A 22,032-nucleotide genomic window follows, 5' to 3' on the forward strand; every position below is an offset into this window, starting at 1 on the left:
GGCGAGACGCCGCAACCACGTTCCACGCTCTATCCGCCAGGATCAATTTTACACGACACCAGTCGCCAAGCAACGGGCCACCTATTCATGGACATGGATGCATGGGGAATCGGCTGGGCTCGAGCCCAATCCTCCTCGGCCATGACCCAGGCCGCCTTCGCCCTCATGGAAGGCCAACCGCTCAATCAAGATCCGGTTTATGGTAAGGCCTACCCATGGGATCCGGCCACACGGCAGCTTTCCATGCCCGCCGGAAAAGATTTCGAGGGCATGAAGATCAGGCCCATCACCGTGCCGAAACTTTGAAAAACAAAACGAGCCGCCCTTTTCAGAGCGGCTCGTGGGAAAATTCAACTGGGCCGGATCGGCAATCTCAAGCTTCCGCGGATTCGGTCGTCTCGACCGCAGCGGTTTCGACCGCTTCCGGTGCCGCCGTATCGACGGCTTCCACCGCAGCGTCATCGACCTTCTTGGCGACCTTCTTGGCAGGCGCCTTTTTCGCAGCGGCCTTCTTGGCAGCAGGTGCCTTTTTCGCAGCGTCGGTCTTCTTGACGGCTGGTCTCTTAGCAAGTCCGCCGAGTTTCGCCTGTGCCGCTTTCCGCTTCACGTAATCGGCGCGCCGACGGCGTTTGATGATCTTTTTCGATTGTTGTCCCATGGTTGGTGCCCATTGGCTAGGCTCTCGCCCCGACGAGATCAAGCGGAAAACATCACCCGCCGGGATATGCGCTCCGGCGGAAGGGCGTCGCGGGAAGATTCTTGGCAAGACCCGCCGCATGGATAGCCTTCGCGGAGATCTTATGAAACCGTGGACTTTGATGATGATGCTGGCAACCTGCGCGTTCGGAGCGGAACCCGCGGGAGTGGGATTGAGCCTGAGCGCGTCGTCCGGGATTCCGGCGGGATTGCAGAAGGATGAGTGGATCGGAGAGGACGCCGAATCATTTCCCAAACTCACCTACGCCGGGACCACCAAGGACGGCAAACTCACCCTCGCACCCAAGCTGACGCTCAACCCGTCTGAGAAAAAGGCGGTCAATTACATGGATCTGCTGAAATCCGGCGGGCCGCTGTCTCCCATCGGCTACAGCTCGGACGTGAATCTGAGTTTCCCCGCGCTCGATGTGAAGCTGGTGAACAACGGCAAGCAAGCGGTCCACTTTTCCTCGGCGGTGATCAAGGTGGCGAAAAGCACGCCGGATCCGACGCCGCTGCCGCTGTTGTTCAGCGATTACAGCCAGGTGCAATGTTTTGAATTGGACAACGAAGGTTGGGATTCCATCGATTCCGTGAAATTCGATTTCGCGATCACCGCGAGCGAACCGAAGGGCAAGGCTCAGGAAGAATTCCCCTTCAGCCGGACATTCCAGCGGGTGAAGGAGCACCTCCGCATTTCCCTCACCGACGAACTCGCAAAGGCCGGCGTCGCGCCCGAACTGACTGCTGCGGGAAAAACCTATCTCGATGCGGAGGCGGCGAGAGACGGCCTGCTCGAAAAAGCCGCCAGCGACACCAATCTCGACGAGGACCCTCCCTTTCAAAAAGCCGAGGAAGCGGTGTCCGAAGCCAGCACCGCGATGTTCAAACTGAGTCCGAAGCTCGCCGGTAAATTCGAGGAAAGCTGCTGGGTCCACGGCCGCATGGCGCTCGAATGGAAAGACGGCGAAGAAGTCCGAAAACAGGTCGTCACCTTCCGTTGCAAGATCATGCTGTTTCCTCCCGATGGACTCGGAGCCGTGGGACCGGTCGCCGGAAAATATGAAGCCATGCTCCGCGAATCCGGGGAAAACTATGAATTGCCCATCGATGTCTCGCGAGTCGTGAAACCGAGCGCGGTGGACCGTTTCGTCATCACGCTCGGCATTCCGCGCACATCGAAGCACGAGCTGAGCATCGAGTTGAAAACCACCGAAGGCGAAACGCTGACATCGGGTCCGGTTTCGATCCAAGGCTTGCTTCCCCGTTCCTCCGCCAGCGAGCTGGGACAGACTTCTTCCGAAGAACCCTGATTCATGGCGCACGACGTTTTCATCAGCTACTCTTCGAAGAACAAGGCCATCGCCGACGCGTTGTGCGCCGGCCTGGAAGCTGAGAAAATCCGCTGCTGGATCGCCCCGCGCGACGTGTTGCCCGGTGGGAATTACGGCGAGTCCATCGTCCACGCGATGGCCGCCTGCCGTGTCGTCGTGCTGGTGTTTTCATCCGCCACTAACACCTCCCCCGCCGTCCTCCGCGAAATGGAGCGGGCGATGCACCACGGTCTGCCGATTATCCCGTTCCGCCTGGAGGATATTCCGATGTCGGCGGGCCTCGAGTTCTTCCTCGCGTCCTGCCATTGGCTCGATGCCATGCACCCGCCGATGGAGCAGCACATCGCGAAGCTGGTCAACTCGACGAAAGCGCTGCTAGGCCGCGAAATCGAACCGACGCCCGCATTTCCACCCGCTCCCGTCCCGCGCAAGAAACCCATCGTTCCCGCCCTGGTCATTGGAGCGTTGGTTCTAGCAGGAATCGGCTTCGGAGTGATGAGGAAACATCAGCCCGCTCCGCCCCCTGCCGCCCCAACAGATAGCGGCAAGGTGACGATGGATCTATCAGTCCACGACGCCGGCAGCGGCGCGATCACCGAGCATTTCAAAGGTGCGGGACCCTCCGAAGTGAAACACGTCGTCGAAACCAAGCCCGACGGTTCCCTGAAAATCACCGACGCCTGCGCCTATCTGGAAGCATGGAAAAACAGCGCGCCCCTCGCTCCGATCACGCCCGGAGCAGACGGCTATTTCCACGACACCCCGCTTTTTCTCGAACTCAAATTCCTCAACGCCACTGGCAAGACCGTCTTCTTCAACCGCGCCGTCGCCGAAGTGCAACACAGTGAGGCGAAACCGGAACGCTTGGTCGTCATTGAGCCACCAAAGAACAACGAACTCGCGCTGGTCAGCGTGGGAGCCACGGATCCCGGAGAGGTGCACTTCCAAGCCGCTGTCGCCGGACAAGAAGACTCGCTGGACGATGAGAAACTCCCGCCTTTCCCCATGCCGCTCGATCTATCAAGCGGCCGCGCGGTCTTCCCGCTCGCCAACATTCCCGCCAGCGGCGAGAGCACCGCCTTCGGAAAATTTACGCTCGGCGAGGGTGCCGCCCACCGTTTCGAAATCACACTCGGCGTGAAACCCACGAAGCCCCCCGTTTTCCCCGCCTCGCCCACCACCGACTATCAGCTCGATCTCCGCGACCAGGGCGACGCCTACGAAGTCGAGTGCCCGCTCTCCCAATTCATCCAACCCGGTGAAGGCGACCGCTTCCTGATCCAGATCAACGCCGCCGTCACCTCCACCCACCGTTTCCGCCTGCGCCTCGACTACGACGACGGCAGCGGCCCCACGAAACAACTCACCGGCCCGTGGATCGAAGCCTCGCTCTTCGTCGAAAACGAAAGCCGCTAGATCAACATCCACAAAGAGGAACCACGAAAAGCACGAAACATCACGAAGGAAGACAGTGATGGATGGAGCGGCAAATTGGGATTTCCCAACCTTTCGTGAATCTTCGTGTTTTTCGTGGTTCATCTTCCGGAATCAGCCCTCCAACTGGAGTCTTCCCATACCGCCAGCCATTTCAGGTTCGACAAGTCCAGCTTCCCCGCCCCAGATTCCCGCCCCATGGCAGGCATTATCATTTCTCCGCGCGCGCGCATTTTCCACGGTCACGAGTGGATCTACGCCACCGAAATCAAGAAGACCTTCGGCGACCCGAAACCCGGCGACGTCATCACGCTCAAGGACTTCCGCGACCGTCCGCTCGGCACCGCCATCTACAATCCGCAATCGCAAATCGTCGCCCGCCGCTTTTCCCGCCGCAAGCAGGACCTCGACCTCGATTTCTTCACCCGCCGCATCGGCCAAGCCATCGAGCATCGGAAAAACTCCCACATCGATGAAACGCTCGCCCGCCTCGTCTGGTCCGAATCCGACGGCCTCCCCGGCCTGATTGTCGACCGCTACGGCGACCACCTCTCCGTCCAGACCCTCACGCTCGCCATGGACCTGCGGAAGGAAATCATCCGCGACGCGCTCATCGCCCTATTGAATCCGAAGTCCATCGTCCTCCGCAACGATTCCCCCTATCGCAAGGCAGAAGGCATGGAACCCGGCATCGAAATGCTCCACGGCGAAAACCCCGGCGCATTCCAGGTTAATGCCAACGGCATCATCTTCGAGGTCGATCTCTTCGACGGCCAGAAAACCGGACTCTATCTCGACCAGCTCCAGGCTCACGCCGAAGTCGCCGCCCTCGCCAAAGGCAAGCGCGTGTTAGACTGCTTCACCAACCAAGGCGGCTTCGCCCTCGCCTGTGCGAAAGCCGGTGCCGCCCACGTCACCGCCGTCGATGTCTCCGCCAGCGCCTGCGATGCTGCTAGAAAAAACGCCGCGCTCAACGGCGTCGAAATCGAAGTGCTCGAACACAACGTCTTCGACTTCCTCAAACACGCGAAGCCCGACTACGACATGATCATTCTCGATCCCCCGAGCTTCACCCGCAACAAGGCCACCCTCATGGACGCCATGCGCGGCTACAAGGAAATCCACCTGCGCTCCCTGAAATTGCTAGATAAAGGCGGCCTCCTCTCCACCTTCTGCTGCTCCTACCACGCCTCCCGCGAGCTTTTCATGGAAAACCTGGTAGACGCCTCCGTGGACGCGAAGAAATCCGCTAGATTCGTGATGAACCACAGCCAGCGTGCCGACCACCCGATTCTAATTTCCATCCCGGAGACGGGTTATTTAAAAGGGTTTACTGTGGAGGTGATCGCCTCGCGGTAAGTGGGAAAAATGGGATTGGCTGGAATCATGATTCCCGGCCTCCCATCGCCGCGGAAACGCTCCCCAAGTCCTCCAGTTGATAAGTCCAAAATGCCGGACAATGGTGTTGAATGTCCGCCAAGCCCACCATCCCGGATCCGAGCAACGACGGCTTCCCGCCGGATAAGGACGTGTCCACTCCTCCTCCTGACAGCGATCCCAAAGCCGGAGAGCACAAGAAGGAAGACGATTGATTTCCTCTTTCTCCTCATGACCTAGCAGAAGTATTTGCTGCGGTGGCCCGTGAAATTTCACCCAGCCTCCGCGCCGTCCTCTTCCGCCGCGTTCCATTGCGTGCGGTCGTTTGACACCGCCACCTTCTGCCCCGAACCTTCTGGCATGGACACTATCCTCAAAACCGCAGCAGCCGTGCTTCTGGTCGTGCTCCTGAGTTTGATCGGTTGGGCGCTCACCCATCTGCGGAAAATCAAGCGAACTCTCAACGAGGACGGAGCCCTTCCCAAACCGGCTCCGCGGGCCAATATTATCGTGCTAATCACCGTGGTCCTCTCCGCGTTGTGCGCCCTGCTCGTCCCGTTCCTGTTCAGCTAGCGGATGGCTCGTTGAGGCACCTCTCCATCTCCCATTTCAATGTTCGACGTTGGTTGTCCGATGGTCGATGTTCAGGCCTCCGATGACCGATCCCAATCCCTACGCACCGCCTGCGACCCTCGACCCCGAGGCTCCGTCGTCGCTCCTGTGGCAACTCGATGGCACCACCCTACTTGTCAAAAACAGCGCGGTGCTGCCAAGAGTGGATCTTGAAACCGGCGAAACCACCGGCGAGATGAAAGCCGTGCGCCGCATTCTGCAGCGCAACAGCGGATTGTTTCCCATACTGCGAGTGGTCATCGTGGTCGCCGTCATCCGGTTCTTGCCGGATAGCTTTCATGACAACCCGCTCCTGCTCTACCTCGCACTGTTTGGCGTGTTCTTTCTTTTGAAACAAGGCCAGGCCCTGCGGGGAAATCCATCCCAACGGATCTTCATTTGGGAGTTCGTCGGCCCGCGCACGCAGCACGGCAGGATGGTGCGCAACAAATGGCGGATCGCCATCTATTTGTTAGGAATGACATCCTTGCTTACCTCGTTCGTCCCCTCCCTCACCCGCGACTTGGAAGTGGGGTTTCGCTCCGGCGGCTTCGCCATCATCCTGATAAATCTGATTTGGCGCCTCATCGACCGACCGAAGGCTCGAACCCAGGCCGGGCCACCCGGATGGTTGAAGATTTCCCCCATCCACCATGACGCCGTTAGCTTTCTCTCCCCGCTCCAGAAGGAAAGCTACCTCCAGTCCGGTCAGGCATCCGCGCGTGGCAAGCTCATGCATACCACCTATTTCCATCGCTATCCGCTGGCGATGCTGGTGGGGAAAAGGAAAAATCCATTCACCCTCTTCAATCTCTTCCTCGCGAAACTCCTTCGCTCCCACCAACTCCGGCGCGATACCTATCACTTCAGCGAAGCCGAAACCCGCGCCCTCGCCGAGCTCTCCCAGCATCTCCAGGACCAGGCCGCATCATGGATCGCCAGCCATCCCGGCTGGCACTTCCTCTCCGGCACCCAGCTGGTCTTTCCTGCGGGAGACGTGATTCTGGAAACAGCCCATCTCGCCTCCCCGGGACTTGACCACCAGCTCGCTATCAGCGCCTCTTGGAATGTCGCATTGCCCGGCTACATCCCCACCCAATCCTCCTTCACCACCTGGCTGGCCGACGGCACTTCCATCGTCACCCACGAGCGGCCGTTCCTTCCGCTCCGCATCCCCGGCATTCAGGAATTCCGCGCCAGTGGAAATCCCGACGCCGTCTTCCAATCCCATCTCCACCACCTCGCCGGAAAACCGCTCGATCCACCCAAGGATCCGCAGGAATTTCTCTCCCGCCTCGATGCCCACCGCGCCGCCACCGACCGCCGCCTCACCGAGTTAGGCTATCAAAGCGAGACCCGCGAAGTCCGTTAGCCGTGTAGCGGCGGTCTGAGACCGCCGCCATCCGCTAAAGTCGCAGAAGGAGTGTGAGACAGTTCTACGGGGCCGTTTCAGCATTTTCAAGGAAAGCGCCAAACCGTTGTCGCAAGCCGAGCTAGCTTTTTTTGCCTATCATTGATGACCGCAGGAGTCCATTCTCCAAAAGTGGTGAGTTCCTTCGTCAGCCCATACTGACTCGTTTCAAATACTAACGATTTATCGGCGAACGGCTGCTGTCCGATCCCCTTATTCTTCCCGTGTTCCAAGAGCGCGTAGTTGCCGAGCCTCTCCACATAGCGGTCGTGTTCATCTTCGGAGAAAATAGTCGCCCAATGATCATCGAGATGATCGGGAAGTATATGCTCTATCGTTGCGCTCGCGGTACTCCAGCTCAAGTCGTGGCCGGAGTTCTGGCGCTCAAGTTCACAGAGAATATACCGGATGATCTTCTTTCCTTTGCTGCTGATTGACTGGCGGAAAACCTCAAAATCCGCCCGGAACTGATCATCATCCACATAAACTGCTTGAAGCAATCCGCGAACTCCTGATGCCTTGGTCACACTTCCACTTTGCAACCCGAGTGCAGCTTCGTTGAAGCGCTTCTCCAATTCGTGCGTTCCAAGCCGACTGATCACATTGAACCGGAACGAGAGAGTGACGCAGTCTTTGAGAACTTTCACAGCCTCGTCGCCGGTGAGTTTTCGAAACGCAGCCAGAGCCAACGGCTTATATTGACTTACGCCGAACAGCACCAAAGCCCGGACCTGTTCCGCCGCTCCGGGGAAATCGAGCCAAAACTCGTCTTCCGCGTCACCAAGCGCGCGATAACAAACCGAAGCCCGCTCCAAGTCTCTGACTAAATCCATCGCATTCTCTGCGGATGCGACTTCATCGCGGATTCTCCTGAACAACCTCTCCTGCCGGACAAACGGGTAGAGCGAATTGAAATAGTGCCTCAGAAACTCAGGTAGCCGCCTCACGCCGATCTGTCCGGTTACCCGCTGCCAGCGTTTGAGCACATGTTCGAGATCTCCCTTGCCCCTTTTTGCCACGAGCGACATCAGGTAGTTCTTGATCAAATCGCTGGCCGTAAGTTCCAGTCCCCGCGCGTTGAGCGTTTCGAATACTGTGTAGGCTCCCATGTCGTCCTCCACGACGACTTGGATGAAAAGCAACCTTACCGATACCAGAGCATCGATCCACTCCGCCAACTTCTGGCCGCTGTATTCTGAAAACTCCTCGGCTATGCGTTTGGAAAAATACCTGAACGCGCCCCAAAGCTGCTTTTCGGAATCACCGAGCGAACGCTCGCTGGCTGGCTTCTCAAGCTGCACCAGTGTGCCTTGATAAAAATCACCGTCATTTCGGTTGAGCGTGAGCTTGCTCGCCTCCACCAACGAACCAGGCTGCTTCGCGCCGATAAAACTGCCCCGCAGCAACGCAGCACGTTCCCGGTTCGCTTCCGGCTCGACTCCCGAATCAGCCAATTCTCTCAGCCGGGCAATCACACAGAGAATGAGAATACTCAAAGTCGCGATCCGCTGCTGACCATCGATGATCGTGTATTCTTCGGGGTTGTCGTTCTGCATCAGAACCAGCGATCCCATGTAATGCTGCGACGACCGCTTGGTCGTGAGTTCTTGCAAATCCAGCCACAAATCTTCCCAGTGCTCCTCTTTCCACGAGTAATCCCGTTGAAACGAGGGCACACGGTAAGACCGCCCGTTTCCAAGCAGGTTCTTGAGATTCGGTGTACTGGTGGCGAGGAGGTTTGAGGCTGCCATGGCGATGGGCTTGAAGTTATCGGGGAAAACGACGGATTGCGAGTCTCGGGATTAAGCAGGTTTCATCCGGAAGATAGCCCCCGCCGCATGACATAAGGAGTCGGGCCGATTTTTCCGCGAAATCCGGCTTGGCGGGAAGGAGAAAGTGACGAAAGCTGTTAGCATTCAGTTTGGAATGTTCCGAAACAAACCGGAAGGCGGAAGGATCGACGGATCTTTGGCTGGCAATCACCAACCGCAGCAGCTCGAGGGCGGATGATTTTCCGGGCATATTTCAGGAAACCCAAAATGCCGGAGGAAGACGCCGGGACGAGACCTCCCAGCGCCCTATGAGAAGACCGGGAAGGAGCCGAATGGGAATCATGCCCCCTACCGTTCCCTTATTCCCAAGTCCCCAGCACCAGTTTCCCCTCCGATAGAAACAAGCCGAGGCCGATGTCATCGTGGAGTTCCACGGGAATGAGGGGTTTCTTTTCCCGAGTGGTGAAATTCCTGCGGGATTTAACGGTGTAGCCCTTGTCCACCAGCGCGCAACTGTCGTCGAGCTGGTAGATCCACAGGCCACCGGTTGGCAGGCTGGCTCCCACGGTGTGGCCTTTGATCCAGTGCTGATAGGCACCCTTCGCATCGAAGAACCAGACACGTTCGTCTTTCCGCAGCTCCTTGCGATCTTCCGGACTCGCGTCGATCTCCGAGCTGAGCGGGCCGCAATCGGACTCGATGAAAACGGACCATGAGTCCGGCAGGATTCCGAAGTCGTCGCCGTTAGGGAGGAGGATGTCGGTTTGGGGCAAGTGATAGTGAGGCCAGCCGACATGCATGCCGTGGCCGGCTTCGGTGCGGCTCACCCGCTGCGAGCCATCGTCGCTGCGGGTGGAGCGATCGATATACATGCCACGCGACCGGAGCTGCTGGGGAAAACATTCCTTCCACGGATCGTCGATTTTCGTCCATTTCCCATCAGGGGTGAGTTTCACCCAGCCGCGGCCACGTTCGGAGCCGATCGACACAATCCAGGCTTTGCCGGTTTTGTCAGACCTCGCCCATCCGATCAGCGGGAGGGCGGGATACCCCTCAACCTCATTGTATTTGGGAATGAGTTTCGCCCCCTTGATCGACCAAAGCCGTTTCCCCTTGGCTGAGAATGCGGTCACCTCGTCGTCCCGCTCATCAATGTCCGTGGTGATCCAGCGGCCGTCCGGCAGAAACGCACCATACCATTCCCTGCCACAACCATCGCCGCGATGGACCTTGGCTTCGGCGATGAGCTTGCCCTTGGCGTCGTAGAGCTTGCCGGATTTCGGCGTCCAGATTTCGAAACGGTCCTTCGTGATGCGCCGCCAGACGGTGCGATAGGAATCGCCTTCCTGGATGGCGGAATCCAGCGGCGCGGTGGCACACACGCTCACCTCGCAAGGTGTGGCGGGCAAGTCGGTTTTGATCTCCGTTTCCGCGAGCTTGTCGCCGGAGATCATCCGCTGTACCAGATCCTCCCTCGCCCCGCGGATCGCATGATCTTCGAAGTATTCCGGCGTCTTGCCCGTGGATTTCCACGTCGCGAAGTCCTCCTCGGCCGCCTTGCCCGCTGCGGCGACCTCCTTGTCCCACTCGTCGTCGCCCGGAGTTTCGATGGTCTCCGCCGCATGGAGCAGCGACATCATCCCAAGAAAAACAACGAACCGGGCAACACCACTTCTTTTCATGGCATTTTCCTATCAGCCCGGCCGAAGATTGCAACAGCGCCTTCAGTGAAGATCTGGAAATTGATGAATGCCTGTTCTCGCGCAGGGGCGCAGAGGCGCAGAGCTTTTTTTTAAGATCAGAGCCATGATCATCGAAAAATCAAAAGACTCTTCCCTCCGCGTCCCAGCGGCTCCGTTTCCCGCCGCCTTGGCGAATTGCTGTCAGTTTCCCGTGCCGGAGATTCTCGCGGTGGGTGTGCCGTAGTTCGCATCCGAGACGACGGTGAGTTGGCCGGCGTAGAGCTTTTTGGCAGTGGGAGCGAAGGTGATGGTGACGGCTTTCTTTTTACCAGGCTGGATGGTGCCGGTGAAGTTCCCCTTGAATCCGACGGGCAGCTTGAGGCGGGTGACCTTCATCGCGAAGTCGCCAGTGTTGGAAATAGTTAGTTTAAGCGACGTCCGGGTGTTCACCTTCCGGCTGCCGAAGGCCAGATCCCCGGTAAGGGCGATGATGCGATGGCGCTGGGGAAGGTAGGGAACGGCGACGCCCTTGTCGGCGAGCGCCTGACGGGATTTCATGAAGGGGGTGTTCGGGTTCCGGTCGTCGAAGTCATTTCCTAACAACTCCATACTGGTAAGGTGTTTCAGTTTCAGGAAATTCGCGGGAATGGCGCCGTTGAGGAAATTGATGCCGAAGTCGATGCTCTCGATCAGCGTCAGGCCGCCGAGTGCGGTCGGGATGGGGCCAGTCAGCGCGTTGTTGAATAGGCTGAGGATCTTGAGTTTGGAGAGGTTTCCTAGCTCGGCCGGGATCGGGCCGGTCAGCTTGTTGTCGCCCAGATCGAGACTGCCGAGCTTCGTCAGATTTCCCAAGCTGGTCGGGATGCGGCCGCTGAGTTTGTTACCCGAAAGATTGCACACTAGCAGCTCGGTCATTCCGCCGAAGGTAGCGGGAATGGGCCCGCTAAGCTGGTTGGACGAGAGGTCGAAATTCTGGAGATGGGTCAGATTCCCAAGGGATGCGGGGAGCGTGCCGACGAGTAAGCTTCTGGGAAGCAACAGGGCGGAGACAGTTCCCTTGGTAACGACGTCACCATTGCCATCGCGTTCGACTCCCTGGATGGTCACGCCCTGCCAGCTCTTGGCGGGATTCGGCCAGCCCTGGTCATTCAACCAGCCTTTGCCCCCTGCGGAATTGTAAAGGTCCAGCAATGCCTGGTATTCCGCCGCCGATAGCTCGTTTTGGATGCCGGTCTGCAATGCCCGCGCCGTGCCGGTGGATACCAGCAGCGCACAGGCGGCCAGCATGAGACGGGCGAGCGGGAGAAATCCGCCGGAAGCGGACTTCCTGGCAATCGGGGATGAAGGGATGGTGATCATGGTGTTTTTTTCGTTAGGATGATGGATGGCGCAAGGTCGGACACCCATCGCCTATTTTCCGAGATGTTCAAGTGCTGAAATTGCCGGGTCTAATGGGCTATTGGCCGGGCAGGCCATCGCAGCCGGATGGTGGGCTGTCGTGGGTGAGGAGATTTCAGCTCAATCCGAAGAGGAACCACGAAATTCACGAAAGCATTTGATAGAAAAGTCATCTTATTCTCGCCATTCGTGCCCTTCGTGGTTTCCCCAACTCTTCCTTCCCATTCATTTGGCCGGCACTGACTTTTCGTTAAGATTCTTCTCCCCGGGCTTTTCCGCGGCGAGCGGGAAGGTCTTGACCACCCGGCTCATGAACAGCACCCCGTCCTTGTAGATCTTGGTTTTATCCAACATTTCCTGATCCGAGAAGCAACCAACATTCAGTTCCATGAACCCCGGGTCATAGATGGAGACGGAGGCATTGATCTTCTTCTCCGCGTCGAAGGTCAGCGTGGACTCGACCAACCTGTCTTCATAAATCCCCCACACCCGGATGGCGGATGCCTTCTCATCGTAGCCGGTGATGCAATAGACCGGCTGCTTGTAGAACTTCGAGTCCAACCAGGAAACGATGTAATTTCCCCCGACGGTCTTGGCGGTCTGCGCGCACTCCTCTTTGAAAACCCTGCCGTTCTGATAAGTCATGGTGACGTCGCATTTCGACTTCGCCCAAACCGGCAGCCCCGCCAGCTCTGGACGCATGGCGACGGCGTCTCCCGGAGTTTCTATCAGTTTCCTGAATGTCTCCGCAGTCATCGGTTCCCCAGCCCCGGCGGCTGCGGCGAGAAGCAGGGCGAGCGGGACGAATAACAGGTTTTTCATGAGACCATGAATGCACGACCTGACAGAGCTTGGCAATTTCGAAAAATCCGCTGGAAGGGGAAGCATTCGCCCCTTGCCAGCTCACCTCTCAAGGTCTTTGCACGCGCACCAACCAATACCCCTGCATCAGTTGTGCGAACTGCGCTGCTTCATATTCCTTTCGCCCCCTATTGGCGATGTTCTCGGGGCTTGGCCACGGGTCTCTCACAATGACTGAGACTACATTCGGCCCCGTCGGAGTCGGATAATAGCGGGCACCCGTAATCACCACCGCGTGTCCGCTTGTCGGGCTTGATCGATAGGCTAGGATAACGGGACATCCATTCGCCAATTCATTGATAAGAATCGTCGGCGGTGGAGCTCCTTGTCCGAACTGACAAGCCACCTGATAGGGCATTCCGGTGACCTCGTCCAAATTCCAATTGTTCAGATTCGCCGTAATCACCTGCCACGAACCCGGCCAATTCGGCGGGTGTCCGAACTGATCCGTGCCGTAAGAACGGGTGACAATTCGGGTTTGTGAAATATTCACTCCATATCGTTGGAAAACCATCTGGATACTTGCCGCCCAGCACCACTGGGATCCCTCCTGCGAGGCGGCGGCGAAATTCATCATGTTACTGGACAACCCAACCGACAATGGCTGCTGCGGTTGCATGTCCGGTACGAACTGGGCAAAAGCGGTGCCGCTGATCAGGCAGCCCAGAAGAAGGGAGATGATTTTTGTTTTCATTCTGATTTTAAAACCAGTTAACAGATATCCAGCTCTCTTGGAAATCGCCAGAAGAAAACGTGAATTTCCGCCAAGTCGCCAGAGTTGTTATCTGGTGGTTTCAGCACCCCAAGCCTCAGAGGAACCATCCGCACCCGAAAGGCTTCAGATGACGTCTCCACCACATGGATTGGCTCTCGGATTTCAAATTACTCTTTGTAACGGATCTGTTAACAACCATCAGATTCCGATTTCTTTGCTTGCCATCGGATGCCATTCGCGATTTTGCTAGAGTATATCGGATGAAATTTCGTCATCCGTATTTTGACAAATCCCCCTCCGTGATCATGTCCGCAAAGCCTGACGAAAAGCCTCCCGAGATCATTAATGATTCCGCGCTCCAGAAGCTGCAACCAAAGCTGCGGGTGATCATGAATGGCGATAGCAAAGTCAATGCGGTGCGCTCCGAAAGGTCCGGCTGCATCGCGGTGCTGCCGTCGGAATTCACCGCATCCCTGCCGGATATTCCTTCCGTCACGCAGGCGCAGTCCATCAGGTTCTCGGCCGTTCCGGCGGCGCAGCAAAAACAAGCACCGCTGGCGGGGCCGGTGAAGGACATCCAGGCGAGTGTATTCGTCCACACCCGTGCCTCCGGCGACAAGTCCCGCAAGCTGCCGGGAGAAACGGCCAGACGTCAGGAACTCGCAACGCTGGAACTTCCGCTGTCGGAATTGAAGGTTCTCGCTTCCTCGGATGACGTAGTTTTCATCGAGGCCGGGCAGCAGCTTTCCGCGCCCAAGCCGCTGAAATCACGTGACCGGGTGGCCACTCCGCCGGATGGCATCCGCCAGGTGGGCAAGGCGGACCTGCATAAAGATGGCAAGGGAGTGCTGGTAGGCATTATCGACGTGGAGGGATTTGATTTCTCCCACCCTGACTTTCTGGACAAAAACGGCGGCACGCGTTTCGTCAATATTTGGGACCAGGGAGGAGACGCCCGCCCTGCTCCGAAACAAAAGTCCTGTCACTATGGAGCGGAGTTCAAAAAGATCCATCTGGATGCGGCGCTGAAGGCTGCGGCTGGACTGGGAGTTTCTCCAACGGATGTCGAGCCACAGAGCCAGCGGGTGACAGGATCGCACGGCACTCATGTGGCCAGCATCGCTGCTGGAAATGCGGGAGTCGCACGGGAGGCCTCCATCGCCGCCGTGCTGATTACGGTTTCCAAGGAAGATCTCACGGATCGGCGGAAATCGTTCTACGACTCCACGAGGATCGCCCACGCTGTGGAATACCTGCTCGCGCTCGGCGAGGAGATGAATATGCCGGTGGCCATCAACATCAGCCTCGGAACCAACGGCCACGCCCACGATGGGAGCAGCCCCGTAAGCCGCTGGATCGATTCCGCGCTCACCACTCCGGGCCGCGCGGTGTGCATCGCCGCGGGCAATGCCGGGCAGGAAAATTCGCTCTCCGCAGGGGATTTCGGATTCGTGACGGGCAGGATTCACACCAGCGGTCGGCTGGCCTCCGCCGGTCTCTCGCATGACATCGAGTGGACCGTCGTGGGTGACAAGATCTCGGACGTGTCCGAAAACGAACTGGAGCTGTGGTATGCTCCGCAGGATCGCTTTTCCGTCTCCATCCGCCCTCCCGGCGGCAAATGGATAGGGCCCGTGGGACCAGGCGAGTTTATCGAAAATCACCGGCTGCCGGATGGCACGGTGCTGAGCATTTATAACGAGCTCTATCATGCAGCGAATGGCTCGAACTACCTCTCGCTCTATCTCAGCCCGTTCTATCCGCCGCCCGGGCAGGGCATCGTTGGAATTGCTGCCGGAGTGTGGGCGGTCCGCATCCATGCGGACGAAGTGAGGGACGGCCGCTACCACGGCTGGATCGAGCGGGATGATCCTCGCCGGACCGACGCAATCCCAGGCCCGGAAAACTGGCGCTTCCCGTCGTTCTTCAGCGAACGGTCGAATATCGACGATTCATCCATCAGTTCGATGGCGACGGGTCATCAGGTGATCGCGGTGGGAAATCTGGATGAGCCGGTGGAGCGCATTCACATCACCAGCAGCCAGGGCCCAACACGAGACGGCAGGGAGAAACCCGACGTGGCGGCGGCCGGCACGGAGATCACTGCAGCGAATGGTTTTTCGGCATCCGGCTCGCCCTGGATCCGCATGACAGGCACCAGCATGGCGAGCCCCTACGTCTGCGGTGTGACCGCTCTAATGCTGGGCGTACAACCTAAACTCACGGCAGCCCAGATTCTGGGCATCATGCGGCGTACGGCGCGGCCGCTCCCAGGCATGGACTATCAATGGCGGAATGACTCGGGCTTCGGCGTCATTCACCCCGAAGCATGTATCACGGAAGCGTCACTCATTTTTACCCGAACCGACCTCAAACCATGAAATTCACCATATTTCAATCCGACAAAGGCGATTGTCTCCTGCTGGAAAGCAGCGGTGGCACCCGAATCCTGGCAGATGGAGGCATGCTCCGCGCCTATGGCGTGCATGTAGCTCCACACCTTGGCCGGATGCGCAAAAGCAAAAAAGAACTCGATCTCGTCTACGTGTCCCACATCGACGAGGACCACATCGCAGGCATTCTGCAAATGATGGATGACGAGGCCGCGTGGCGGGTCTTCGATTTCCAAAGCGAGCAGGGAAATACCCATTTCCCCAAACCGAAGAACCCGCGTCCGGCCAAAGCCAAGGCAATTTGGCACAACGCCTTTCACGAGCAGACGGGTGAGAATGCCGGGCCCATCGAGGACCTGTTGGCTGCATCAGCTTCCGTTCTCTCCGCAGCCGTCGATCCCGACCATCTATCCACGGCGCAGGAACTGGGTGAACTGGCGCTTAGCCAGAAACAGGCGATTCTGCTATCCCGGCGCATCGGTGGCAATCAGTTGAACATTCCGCTGAACGAGCCCGCCGAAGGCAAGCTCATGTATGTCCGTGAGAATCTGTCTCCATTCGCTTTGGGCGATCTCAACATCTATGTGATCGGGCCATTCGAAGAGGATCTTGATGTGCTGCGCAAGGAATGGGACAAATGGCTGAAGGACAATAAGGAAGTCGTCCGCAAAATCCAGGAGCGAGCGGCCGAGGACGAGGCGAACATTGGCAACGACATCCAACGCCTGACAGACATGCTCGCCGCCAAAGCTGCGGAACTCGGCAATCGCGAAAAAGTCACACCGCCGAATCTCGCCTCATTGATGTTTCTAATCGAAGAGCCGTCGGACACCGACACGCCGAAGCGCTATCTGATGACCGGAGACGGATCCTGGCAGGATATCCTAAAGGGACTGCGCCACCACGAATTCATCACCGATGCTTCTCCGGGTCTTCATGTGGATGTCCTCAAGGCGCAACACCACGGTTCCGAAAACAACTTCAGCGAAGAGTTTTGCAAAGCCATCACTGCGGACCACTACGTGTTCTGCGGGAATGGCGAACACGAGAATCCGGACCTTCGGGTGATCGATCTGGTCGTGAATTCCAGAATCGGAACCGCGGCACAACGAAGCTCGAATCCGCAAACGGGAAAAACATTCAAAATGTGGTTCAACTCGAGCTCCACCTCATCCATCAAACCAGCGGCTCAGAGCCACATGAAAAAGGTCGAGAAAAAGATCCAGGATGCGGCGGCCACCAGCAACAAGGTGAAGTTCCGCTTTCTCGATGCTCCCAATTTCCAGTTCACGGTGTAATCCTCCGTGTTCCGATTTGGCTTCGTGCAGCGGCCGGCTTCTTTACTTCAGCACCATCTGCACGGTGGTGGAGTTCCCGAAGTTTGTGAAATCCTTGAAGGTCCAGACGACCTTCTTGTCCGGAGTGACCTCGATGAACTGCGGCTGGTCGGGACCGGCGTGGCAGTTTCCGATGAGGGTGTTTCCATCAGGCAGGCGCTCGACTCGGGTGACCCAGGCGAGGGTGACGCCGGGCAAGTCGTTCTGGGAGATTTTCCAAACAATTTCCCCCGCGGGATTCACTTCGAGGACGCAGTGGCCGTTGCCACCGCCGATGAGCGTATTGCCGGTGGCCAGCCGCACCGCGGAAAACACGGAGTTTCCAAAGGCTTCCGGACCGTGGCCTTCCTTGCGCTCGTGGCCGAACAGCGGTTCCTCGAATTCCCAGACGATGGTGCCGGAAGGATCGTATTCGCGGACGAAGCCGTCGCTCTCCTGGGCGACCAGATAGTTTCCGTTAGCGATGCGGCGGGCCAGCCGCGTCTCGCTGTGGCTGCTCGGGTGGGTGACCTTGAGCTTGATCTCCCGCTGCAGTTTTCCCTCCCCGTCCACCACGATGAGGCGGCCGGGTCCGGACTCGGAGATGAGGGTGGTGCCGTCTTCGAAACGCTGGAAGGAATGCACTTCCACCTTCCTGCCATCGTTCCCATTCATTTTCGAGGCATCGTATTCCCACACGGTTTTCTTGTCGTGATCCATCTCGACGATATGGGTCCAGCCTTGTTGGAACAGGATGTTTCCGTTCGGCAGCACTTGGGCATCGTGGATCGCGCCAACCTTGGTTTCCCATTCCAGCTTTCCATCCGGTGCGACAATGCCGAGATGGCCGGTGGTGTCATCCGCCGCGAGCACCCGGCGCGCGGTGCCGGTCTGCTCCGCGTGGAGCGCCGGGGTGGAAACGATGACGGCGGCGAGGAGAAGCGTGGTGATGGAATCGGCGGGGTTTTTCATCGGGATGGGCCACAGCATGGTAGTGGACGAACGGCGGGAGAAGATCAATTTCCCGTGAGTCTTTTTGCCTTCGGCAGGGAGGCATGGACGAGGTCGTAGGAATGATCGATGAGTTCCCTAACCAACTTCGCGGGCAGCGAGCCGTCGAGGACCACGGTGTTCCAGTGGCGTTTGTTCATATGATAGCCGGGGGTGACGGCGTCGTATTCGTCACGCAGGATGACGGATCTATCAGGATCGCACTTTAGATTGATGCGGGCGGGAAATTCGTCGGGCATGGTGAGGGCGAACATTTTCCCGCCGACCTTGTAAACGAGCACTTCCGGGCCGAACGGCGTCGTTTCCTCGGCTCCAGGTTTGGATAGAAAGCGGGCGATGGCGTCGGGAAGGTCCATGGTCCCCGCATTCAGCCATTTCCCGAAGCCGGGATCAAGCCGCGGCTTCGCGAGCCGATGTGGATTTGGCTCCCAAGCCCTGTTGGAATTGTCCGATGGTGCGGAAACCATCGAACCATGCTTTCAGGGCTCGGGAACCGGTGCAATCCACACCCGGGCACACCCCGGGACGTAGAGATAGACGGGCAAGCCGGGCAAACTTGCGGAAGAATTTTTCACGATTTCGTGATCACGGTTTCAGCCTGCCACGGGCCGTTGAGCGGGTGGCGGACGGCAGCCCAATACCATGCGGAAACGTCGGTCCAGGACGCACCATTGCCCCCGCTGGTGATGCGCTCGGAAATAGTCCAGCGGACGCCGTCGCGCATGGCGTGGAACCGGGCCCAGTCCGTGCCGTCGCCGAGGCGGATGGTCAAGGCTTCGGTGGTCTCAAACCCCGCCGCGCGCAGGCAATCGCGCGATTGATGCAAGCGCCGCGTCGCCTCGTTCACCCGCCGCAGAATCACTTGGCTGCCGCCCCATTGATAGCTGGCGAGGGTGCCGGGAAAACTTTCCGCAAACGCCATCTCGGCGGGCGATGGAGGCAGCGGAGTCAGCGGTAGGGTGAGCCCGTCGAAGGTAAAAACGTCGGGTCCAATACCCATGTCCGGCGGTCCGGGACGGCGCGGTGTGGCGAACATCAACAGTGGTGCCAATGCCGCGCTAAACGCCAGAACCGATAGACCAGTTCGCCCGTATGGAGCCGCACCCGTCGCGGGGACGGCAGGCCGGGCCCTGCTGGAAATCGCCAGCCAGAGCGGCAGGAGCACGATGATGAAACTCGCAAGGCCGATCCCGTCGTGACCTAACATGATGTTCGGCAGACGGCCGCATTCCTGAACAACGAGCAGCATGGCGCGCAGAACATTCGCAGGGATCACCAACGCGATCGCAAACAACCCGCCGATGATCGTCGCCCGCCACGTAAGCCGATGAATGGCGGCGAGCGCCATGGCAGCGGCCAGCGCGTGCCATAACATCCGCACACCGCCGCACGCCGGATCCACGCCAACAACCTGACCGCCGAGCTCAACCTGCGTTCCGCTGCGCGTCACCACCAGGCTGCCGAGTTCCAACAGCCTCACCGTTCCCTCCGCCGCCGCCACCCGCAGTGGATAGCCGAGAAAAAACTGCATGGACGCTGCCAGGGGCAACGACAACATCAGCAAGCCCATCAGCCCGCTGTGGCGGTGGATGCCATACCAGGTGGCAATTCCGGAAATCGCCAACCCGGCCCGCACCATCGGCGGCAGCCAGTGGATGCCGAGGACGGAGAGCGCTAACAGCACCGCGCCGGCGACGCGGGTGAGCGGGCTGGTGAGGAGGGATTTCCTGTCACGCCAGGCAAGCACCAATCCGAGCCCGAGCGTGAGCAGGCCTAACGGTTCATCGCTGCCATCGTTGAGACGCTTCGCAAACCACCAGATGACCGGTATCAGCGCGATGAGTTGGAAAACGGCAGGATGAATTTTGAAAAGGCCGGCCGCCAGATCCCGACAGCGGGACTGCGGCGGAGTGAGTGCGAGCGAGGTCATCGGCGGTGCATTTGAAATAGGGGGCATGGACGTCCCGACCATGCGAGGGGACGAGACGTCCCCTCCCCTTAGGATTGGAGATCGCGTTGGCGTTGCAGGGCTAACAGGACCACGAGAAAGGCGATGAGCCCGATGCTGCCCGGTTCGGGAACCGAGCCATTCTGCACCATGGCGGGAGAAGAACCGCCGACCGCGGACTTGCTCACTCCCTGCGGCATGGGCAGCGGCTGCTTCACGGTTTGAGCGAGGCCTTCCATCGCGCGTGGTGTTTCATCGACGGCGAGGAACGAGGTGTAAGGGGTCAGCAGCGAATAGTTCAGGCCCAGGGAGGTGATCTCGCCGATGGTTGCCTGGTCGCGCTTCGCACCTTCCGTTAGGTGCCGCACCCGCTCGCGGGCCCACAAGACCGGCACTGCGGGATGGCCGAGTCCGGTCGCCGCCGCGGCTTCCGCGAGATCGATGGATTTTTCAAAGCGGGTTCCATTGCCGCCAATGCCGCGGACGATGATTTTCCCTTTCGGCTCGCCGGTCCAGGTGCCGGTGACGATGAGTGGCCGCGAGGCGAAAACATCCGGATAAGGATCGGGTTCGATACCGCCGAGCGCAACGCCGTCCGCGGTGATTTGAACCTTGGCGAGCACCGGATTCGACACCCATTCCCGGAACTTGGCGGCAGCGGGACCCGCTTCTTTTCCCGTCGTGACGATGACCGGCTCTCCCCCACCCGCGCGGGCCACGCTTTCCAACAGCTCGCGGTTGACCGCCGATCCGATTCCGAAGGTGAAGAGATTCGCCCGCCCGATGTTCGTGCGGATCAACTCCGCGGTTTCCGCTTCCACATTCACGTAGCCGTCGGTGATGAGCAGGATCGAGCGAGAACGATCCTCGCCACCAGGCAAGGCAAGCGCACGCTTCAACGCGGCTTCAAGCTCGGTGCCGCCGCCGGACTGCCGGCTGCCGATGAATTGAACCGCCAATGAAACATTCTCGTCGTTAGCGGGCAACGCGGTTTCCGAAAGCACCCCACTGCCGGACGCGAAGCTGACGACGTTAAAAGTGTCTTCCGGGCGCAGTCCTTTCACGAGGTTGCGGAGAAGATCCTTCGCGGTATTCAGCGGAAAGCCTTCCATCGATCCCGAGACGTCGATGACCATGACATAATCGCGCGGAGGAATTTGCTCCAGAGCCACACGCGGCGGCGGGGCGATCTGGAGCAGGAAATGATTCTTTGTTAGTCCGTGATTCAGAAGCAACCCGGCATCGACCTGATCGTTCCCCAGTTTCCAGCGGAGGATGAAATCGCGGTTGGCATTTTCCGCGCCGGACTTGGAATCGATCTTCACCAGCGCCCGGTCCTTCGCTTTGAAATCCACCGCCAGCGGATGGCTCGGGCAGGTCACCTCCGCCAGCGGCAGGGTCGTCGTTAGAGAGGCTTCGAGGGTAAACGTCGCCGGGCTCGGCGCACCGTGCTGCAGGTGTGGATTCGCCGTCCACGTTTCACCGTTCCCCGCCGCGGAGCCGCCGGTGTAGCGCGGACCGACGACGGTGGGGAAAACGAATTCGTAAGTTGAATCGACCGCGGGGATGGTTTCGGTCCAGTCGATTTCCACATCGATGTCATCGCCGGGAAGCAGGTTGGCGACGGACATTTGAAAGACGTTAGGCCGATGCTCCTCCAGCAGCGCGGCGGTCTTTTTCTCCGCCTTCGCCGTTTCATACTCCGCCTTCGCCTTCACGGATTCCTGGATCCGCGCGGCGATCACGCGACCGCCGGTGGTGAGCGTCATACCATGCACCGCCGCACGCGTGGATGCGGGAAACACATAGATCGCCTCGATCGGGATGCTGCCGGAATTCGCGTAACGCTGGGTGAGATGGACACGGGCGATGGTGCCGTCGATGGTCACCTTTGCGGCGGAAGATTTCAGCGGGAGCTGTTCGTTCGACGAATCGTCATGTTTGCCGATGATCTGGAAATACGGTGACGACGGTGAATCCCCCTCTGCATGTAACGCGGATAGAAGAAGTCCGTAAATGACTGCCAGATAGGTGATACGATGGAGCGCTTTCATGGTGTGTGGCGGAGTTGA

19 protein-coding genes are annotated in these 22,032 nt (G+C 58.8%); 9 read left to right on the forward strand and 10 right to left on the reverse strand.

The annotated features are described in order from the left end of the window. Positions 1-306 (forward strand): hypothetical protein (locus ABIQ96_RS23555; RefSeq protein ID WP_348217106.1); only part of this gene is annotated, 306 nt, incomplete at its 5' end. A 67-nt stretch (positions 307-373) separates the two neighbouring features. Here the strand turns inward: ABIQ96_RS23555 and ABIQ96_RS23560 are convergent. Beyond that, the gene (locus tag ABIQ96_RS23560; RefSeq protein WP_348217107.1) at positions 374-658 is read right to left on the reverse strand and encodes a hypothetical protein; all 285 of its coding nucleotides are present in this window, start codon (positions 656-658) and stop codon (positions 374-376) included. Positions 659-800: 142 nt separating this feature from the next. Here ABIQ96_RS23560 and ABIQ96_RS23565 point away from each other — a divergent pair, with 142 nt between their 5' ends. From ABIQ96_RS23565 to ABIQ96_RS23590, 6 genes are all read left to right on the forward strand, one after another. Then, positions 801-2,009: a hypothetical protein gene (locus ABIQ96_RS23565; protein WP_348217108.1), complete on the forward strand. Its 1,209-nt coding sequence runs from the start codon at positions 801-803 to the stop codon at positions 2,007-2,009. Between the two features lie 3 nt (positions 2,010-2,012). Then, on the forward strand, positions 2,013-3,446 hold the full coding sequence (locus ABIQ96_RS23570; RefSeq protein ID WP_348217109.1) for a toll/interleukin-1 receptor domain-containing protein: 1,434 nt from the start codon (positions 2,013-2,015) through the stop codon (positions 3,444-3,446). Between the two features lie 216 nt (positions 3,447-3,662). Beyond that, positions 3,663-4,823 (forward strand): class I SAM-dependent rRNA methyltransferase, encoded by a 1,161-nt coding sequence (locus ABIQ96_RS23575; protein ID WP_348217110.1) that lies wholly within the window; start codon positions 3,663-3,665, stop codon positions 4,821-4,823. Positions 4,824-4,933: 110 nt separating this feature from the next. Continuing rightward, positions 4,934-5,056: a hypothetical protein gene (locus tag ABIQ96_RS23580; protein WP_348217111.1), complete on the forward strand. Its 123-nt coding sequence runs from the start codon at positions 4,934-4,936 to the stop codon at positions 5,054-5,056. A 145-nt stretch (positions 5,057-5,201) separates the two neighbouring features. Then, on the forward strand, positions 5,202-5,414 hold the full coding sequence (locus tag ABIQ96_RS23585; protein WP_348217112.1) for a hypothetical protein: 213 nt from the start codon (positions 5,202-5,204) through the stop codon (positions 5,412-5,414). Positions 5,415-5,496: 82 nt separating this feature from the next. Continuing rightward, the gene (locus ABIQ96_RS23590; protein ID WP_348217113.1) at positions 5,497-6,825 is read left to right on the forward strand and encodes a hypothetical protein; all 1,329 of its coding nucleotides are present in this window, start codon (positions 5,497-5,499) and stop codon (positions 6,823-6,825) included. 86 nt (positions 6,826-6,911) lie between these two features. Here the strand turns inward: ABIQ96_RS23590 and ABIQ96_RS23595 are convergent, their stop codons facing one another. The 5 genes from ABIQ96_RS23595 to ABIQ96_RS23615 form a co-directional block, all read right to left on the reverse strand. After that, positions 6,912-8,615: a DUF262 domain-containing HNH endonuclease family protein gene (locus tag ABIQ96_RS23595; RefSeq protein ID WP_348217114.1), complete on the reverse strand. Its 1,704-nt coding sequence runs from the start codon at positions 8,613-8,615 to the stop codon at positions 6,912-6,914. A gap of 380 nt (positions 8,616-8,995) precedes the next feature. Beyond that, positions 8,996-10,318 carry a hypothetical protein gene (locus ABIQ96_RS23600; protein ID WP_348217115.1) on the reverse strand — a complete coding sequence of 441 codons (1,323 nt, stop codon included), beginning with the start codon at positions 10,316-10,318 and terminating at the stop codon, positions 8,996-8,998. Positions 10,319-10,519: 201 nt separating this feature from the next. After that, positions 10,520-11,677, reverse strand: coding sequence for a hypothetical protein (locus tag ABIQ96_RS23605; protein ID WP_348217116.1), 1,158 nt, complete (start codon positions 11,675-11,677; stop codon positions 10,520-10,522). A gap of 264 nt (positions 11,678-11,941) precedes the next feature. Next, positions 11,942-12,538 carry a hypothetical protein gene (locus ABIQ96_RS23610; RefSeq protein WP_348217117.1) on the reverse strand — a complete coding sequence of 199 codons (597 nt, stop codon included), beginning with the start codon at positions 12,536-12,538 and terminating at the stop codon, positions 11,942-11,944. Positions 12,539-12,626: 88 nt separating this feature from the next. Beyond that, positions 12,627-13,271, reverse strand: coding sequence for a papain-like cysteine protease family protein (locus tag ABIQ96_RS23615; RefSeq protein ID WP_348217118.1), 645 nt, complete (start codon positions 13,269-13,271; stop codon positions 12,627-12,629). A 326-nt stretch (positions 13,272-13,597) separates the two neighbouring features. Between ABIQ96_RS23615 and ABIQ96_RS23620 the strand changes: the two genes are divergently transcribed. After that, positions 13,598-15,673: a S8 family serine peptidase gene (locus ABIQ96_RS23620; RefSeq protein WP_348217119.1), complete on the forward strand. Its 2,076-nt coding sequence runs from the start codon at positions 13,598-13,600 to the stop codon at positions 15,671-15,673. Beyond that, on the forward strand, positions 15,670-16,983 hold the full coding sequence (locus ABIQ96_RS23625; RefSeq protein WP_348217120.1) for a hypothetical protein: 1,314 nt from the start codon (positions 15,670-15,672) through the stop codon (positions 16,981-16,983). Before ABIQ96_RS23620 ends, ABIQ96_RS23625 begins: the two co-directional genes overlap by 4 nt. Before the next feature lie 42 nt (positions 16,984-17,025). On the opposite strand, the gene ABIQ96_RS23630 is transcribed toward ABIQ96_RS23625, so the two are convergent. The 4 genes from ABIQ96_RS23630 to ABIQ96_RS23645 form a co-directional block, all read right to left on the reverse strand. Then, entirely contained in the window at positions 17,026-17,991 is a 966-nt protein-coding gene (locus ABIQ96_RS23630; RefSeq protein WP_348217121.1) for a PQQ-binding-like beta-propeller repeat protein, read from the reverse strand. A gap of 26 nt (positions 17,992-18,017) precedes the next feature. Next, positions 18,018-18,368, reverse strand: coding sequence for an MmcQ/YjbR family DNA-binding protein (locus tag ABIQ96_RS23635; RefSeq protein WP_348217191.1), 351 nt, complete (start codon positions 18,366-18,368; stop codon positions 18,018-18,020). 215 nt (positions 18,369-18,583) lie between these two features. Beyond that, positions 18,584-19,969, reverse strand: a complete 1,386-nt coding sequence (locus ABIQ96_RS23640) for an archaeosortase/exosortase family protein (RefSeq protein WP_348217122.1) — start codon at positions 19,967-19,969, stop codon at positions 18,584-18,586. A 41-nt stretch (positions 19,970-20,010) separates the two neighbouring features. Then, on the reverse strand, positions 20,011-22,014 hold the full coding sequence (locus ABIQ96_RS23645) for a VIT domain-containing protein (protein ID WP_348217123.1): 2,004 nt from the start codon (positions 22,012-22,014) through the stop codon (positions 20,011-20,013). Positions 22,015-22,032 lie beyond the last annotated feature (18 nt).

The sequence above is a fragment of the Luteolibacter sp. genome (assembly GCF_039920825.1).
Lineage (GTDB): Bacteria > Verrucomicrobiota > Verrucomicrobiia > Verrucomicrobiales > Akkermansiaceae > Luteolibacter.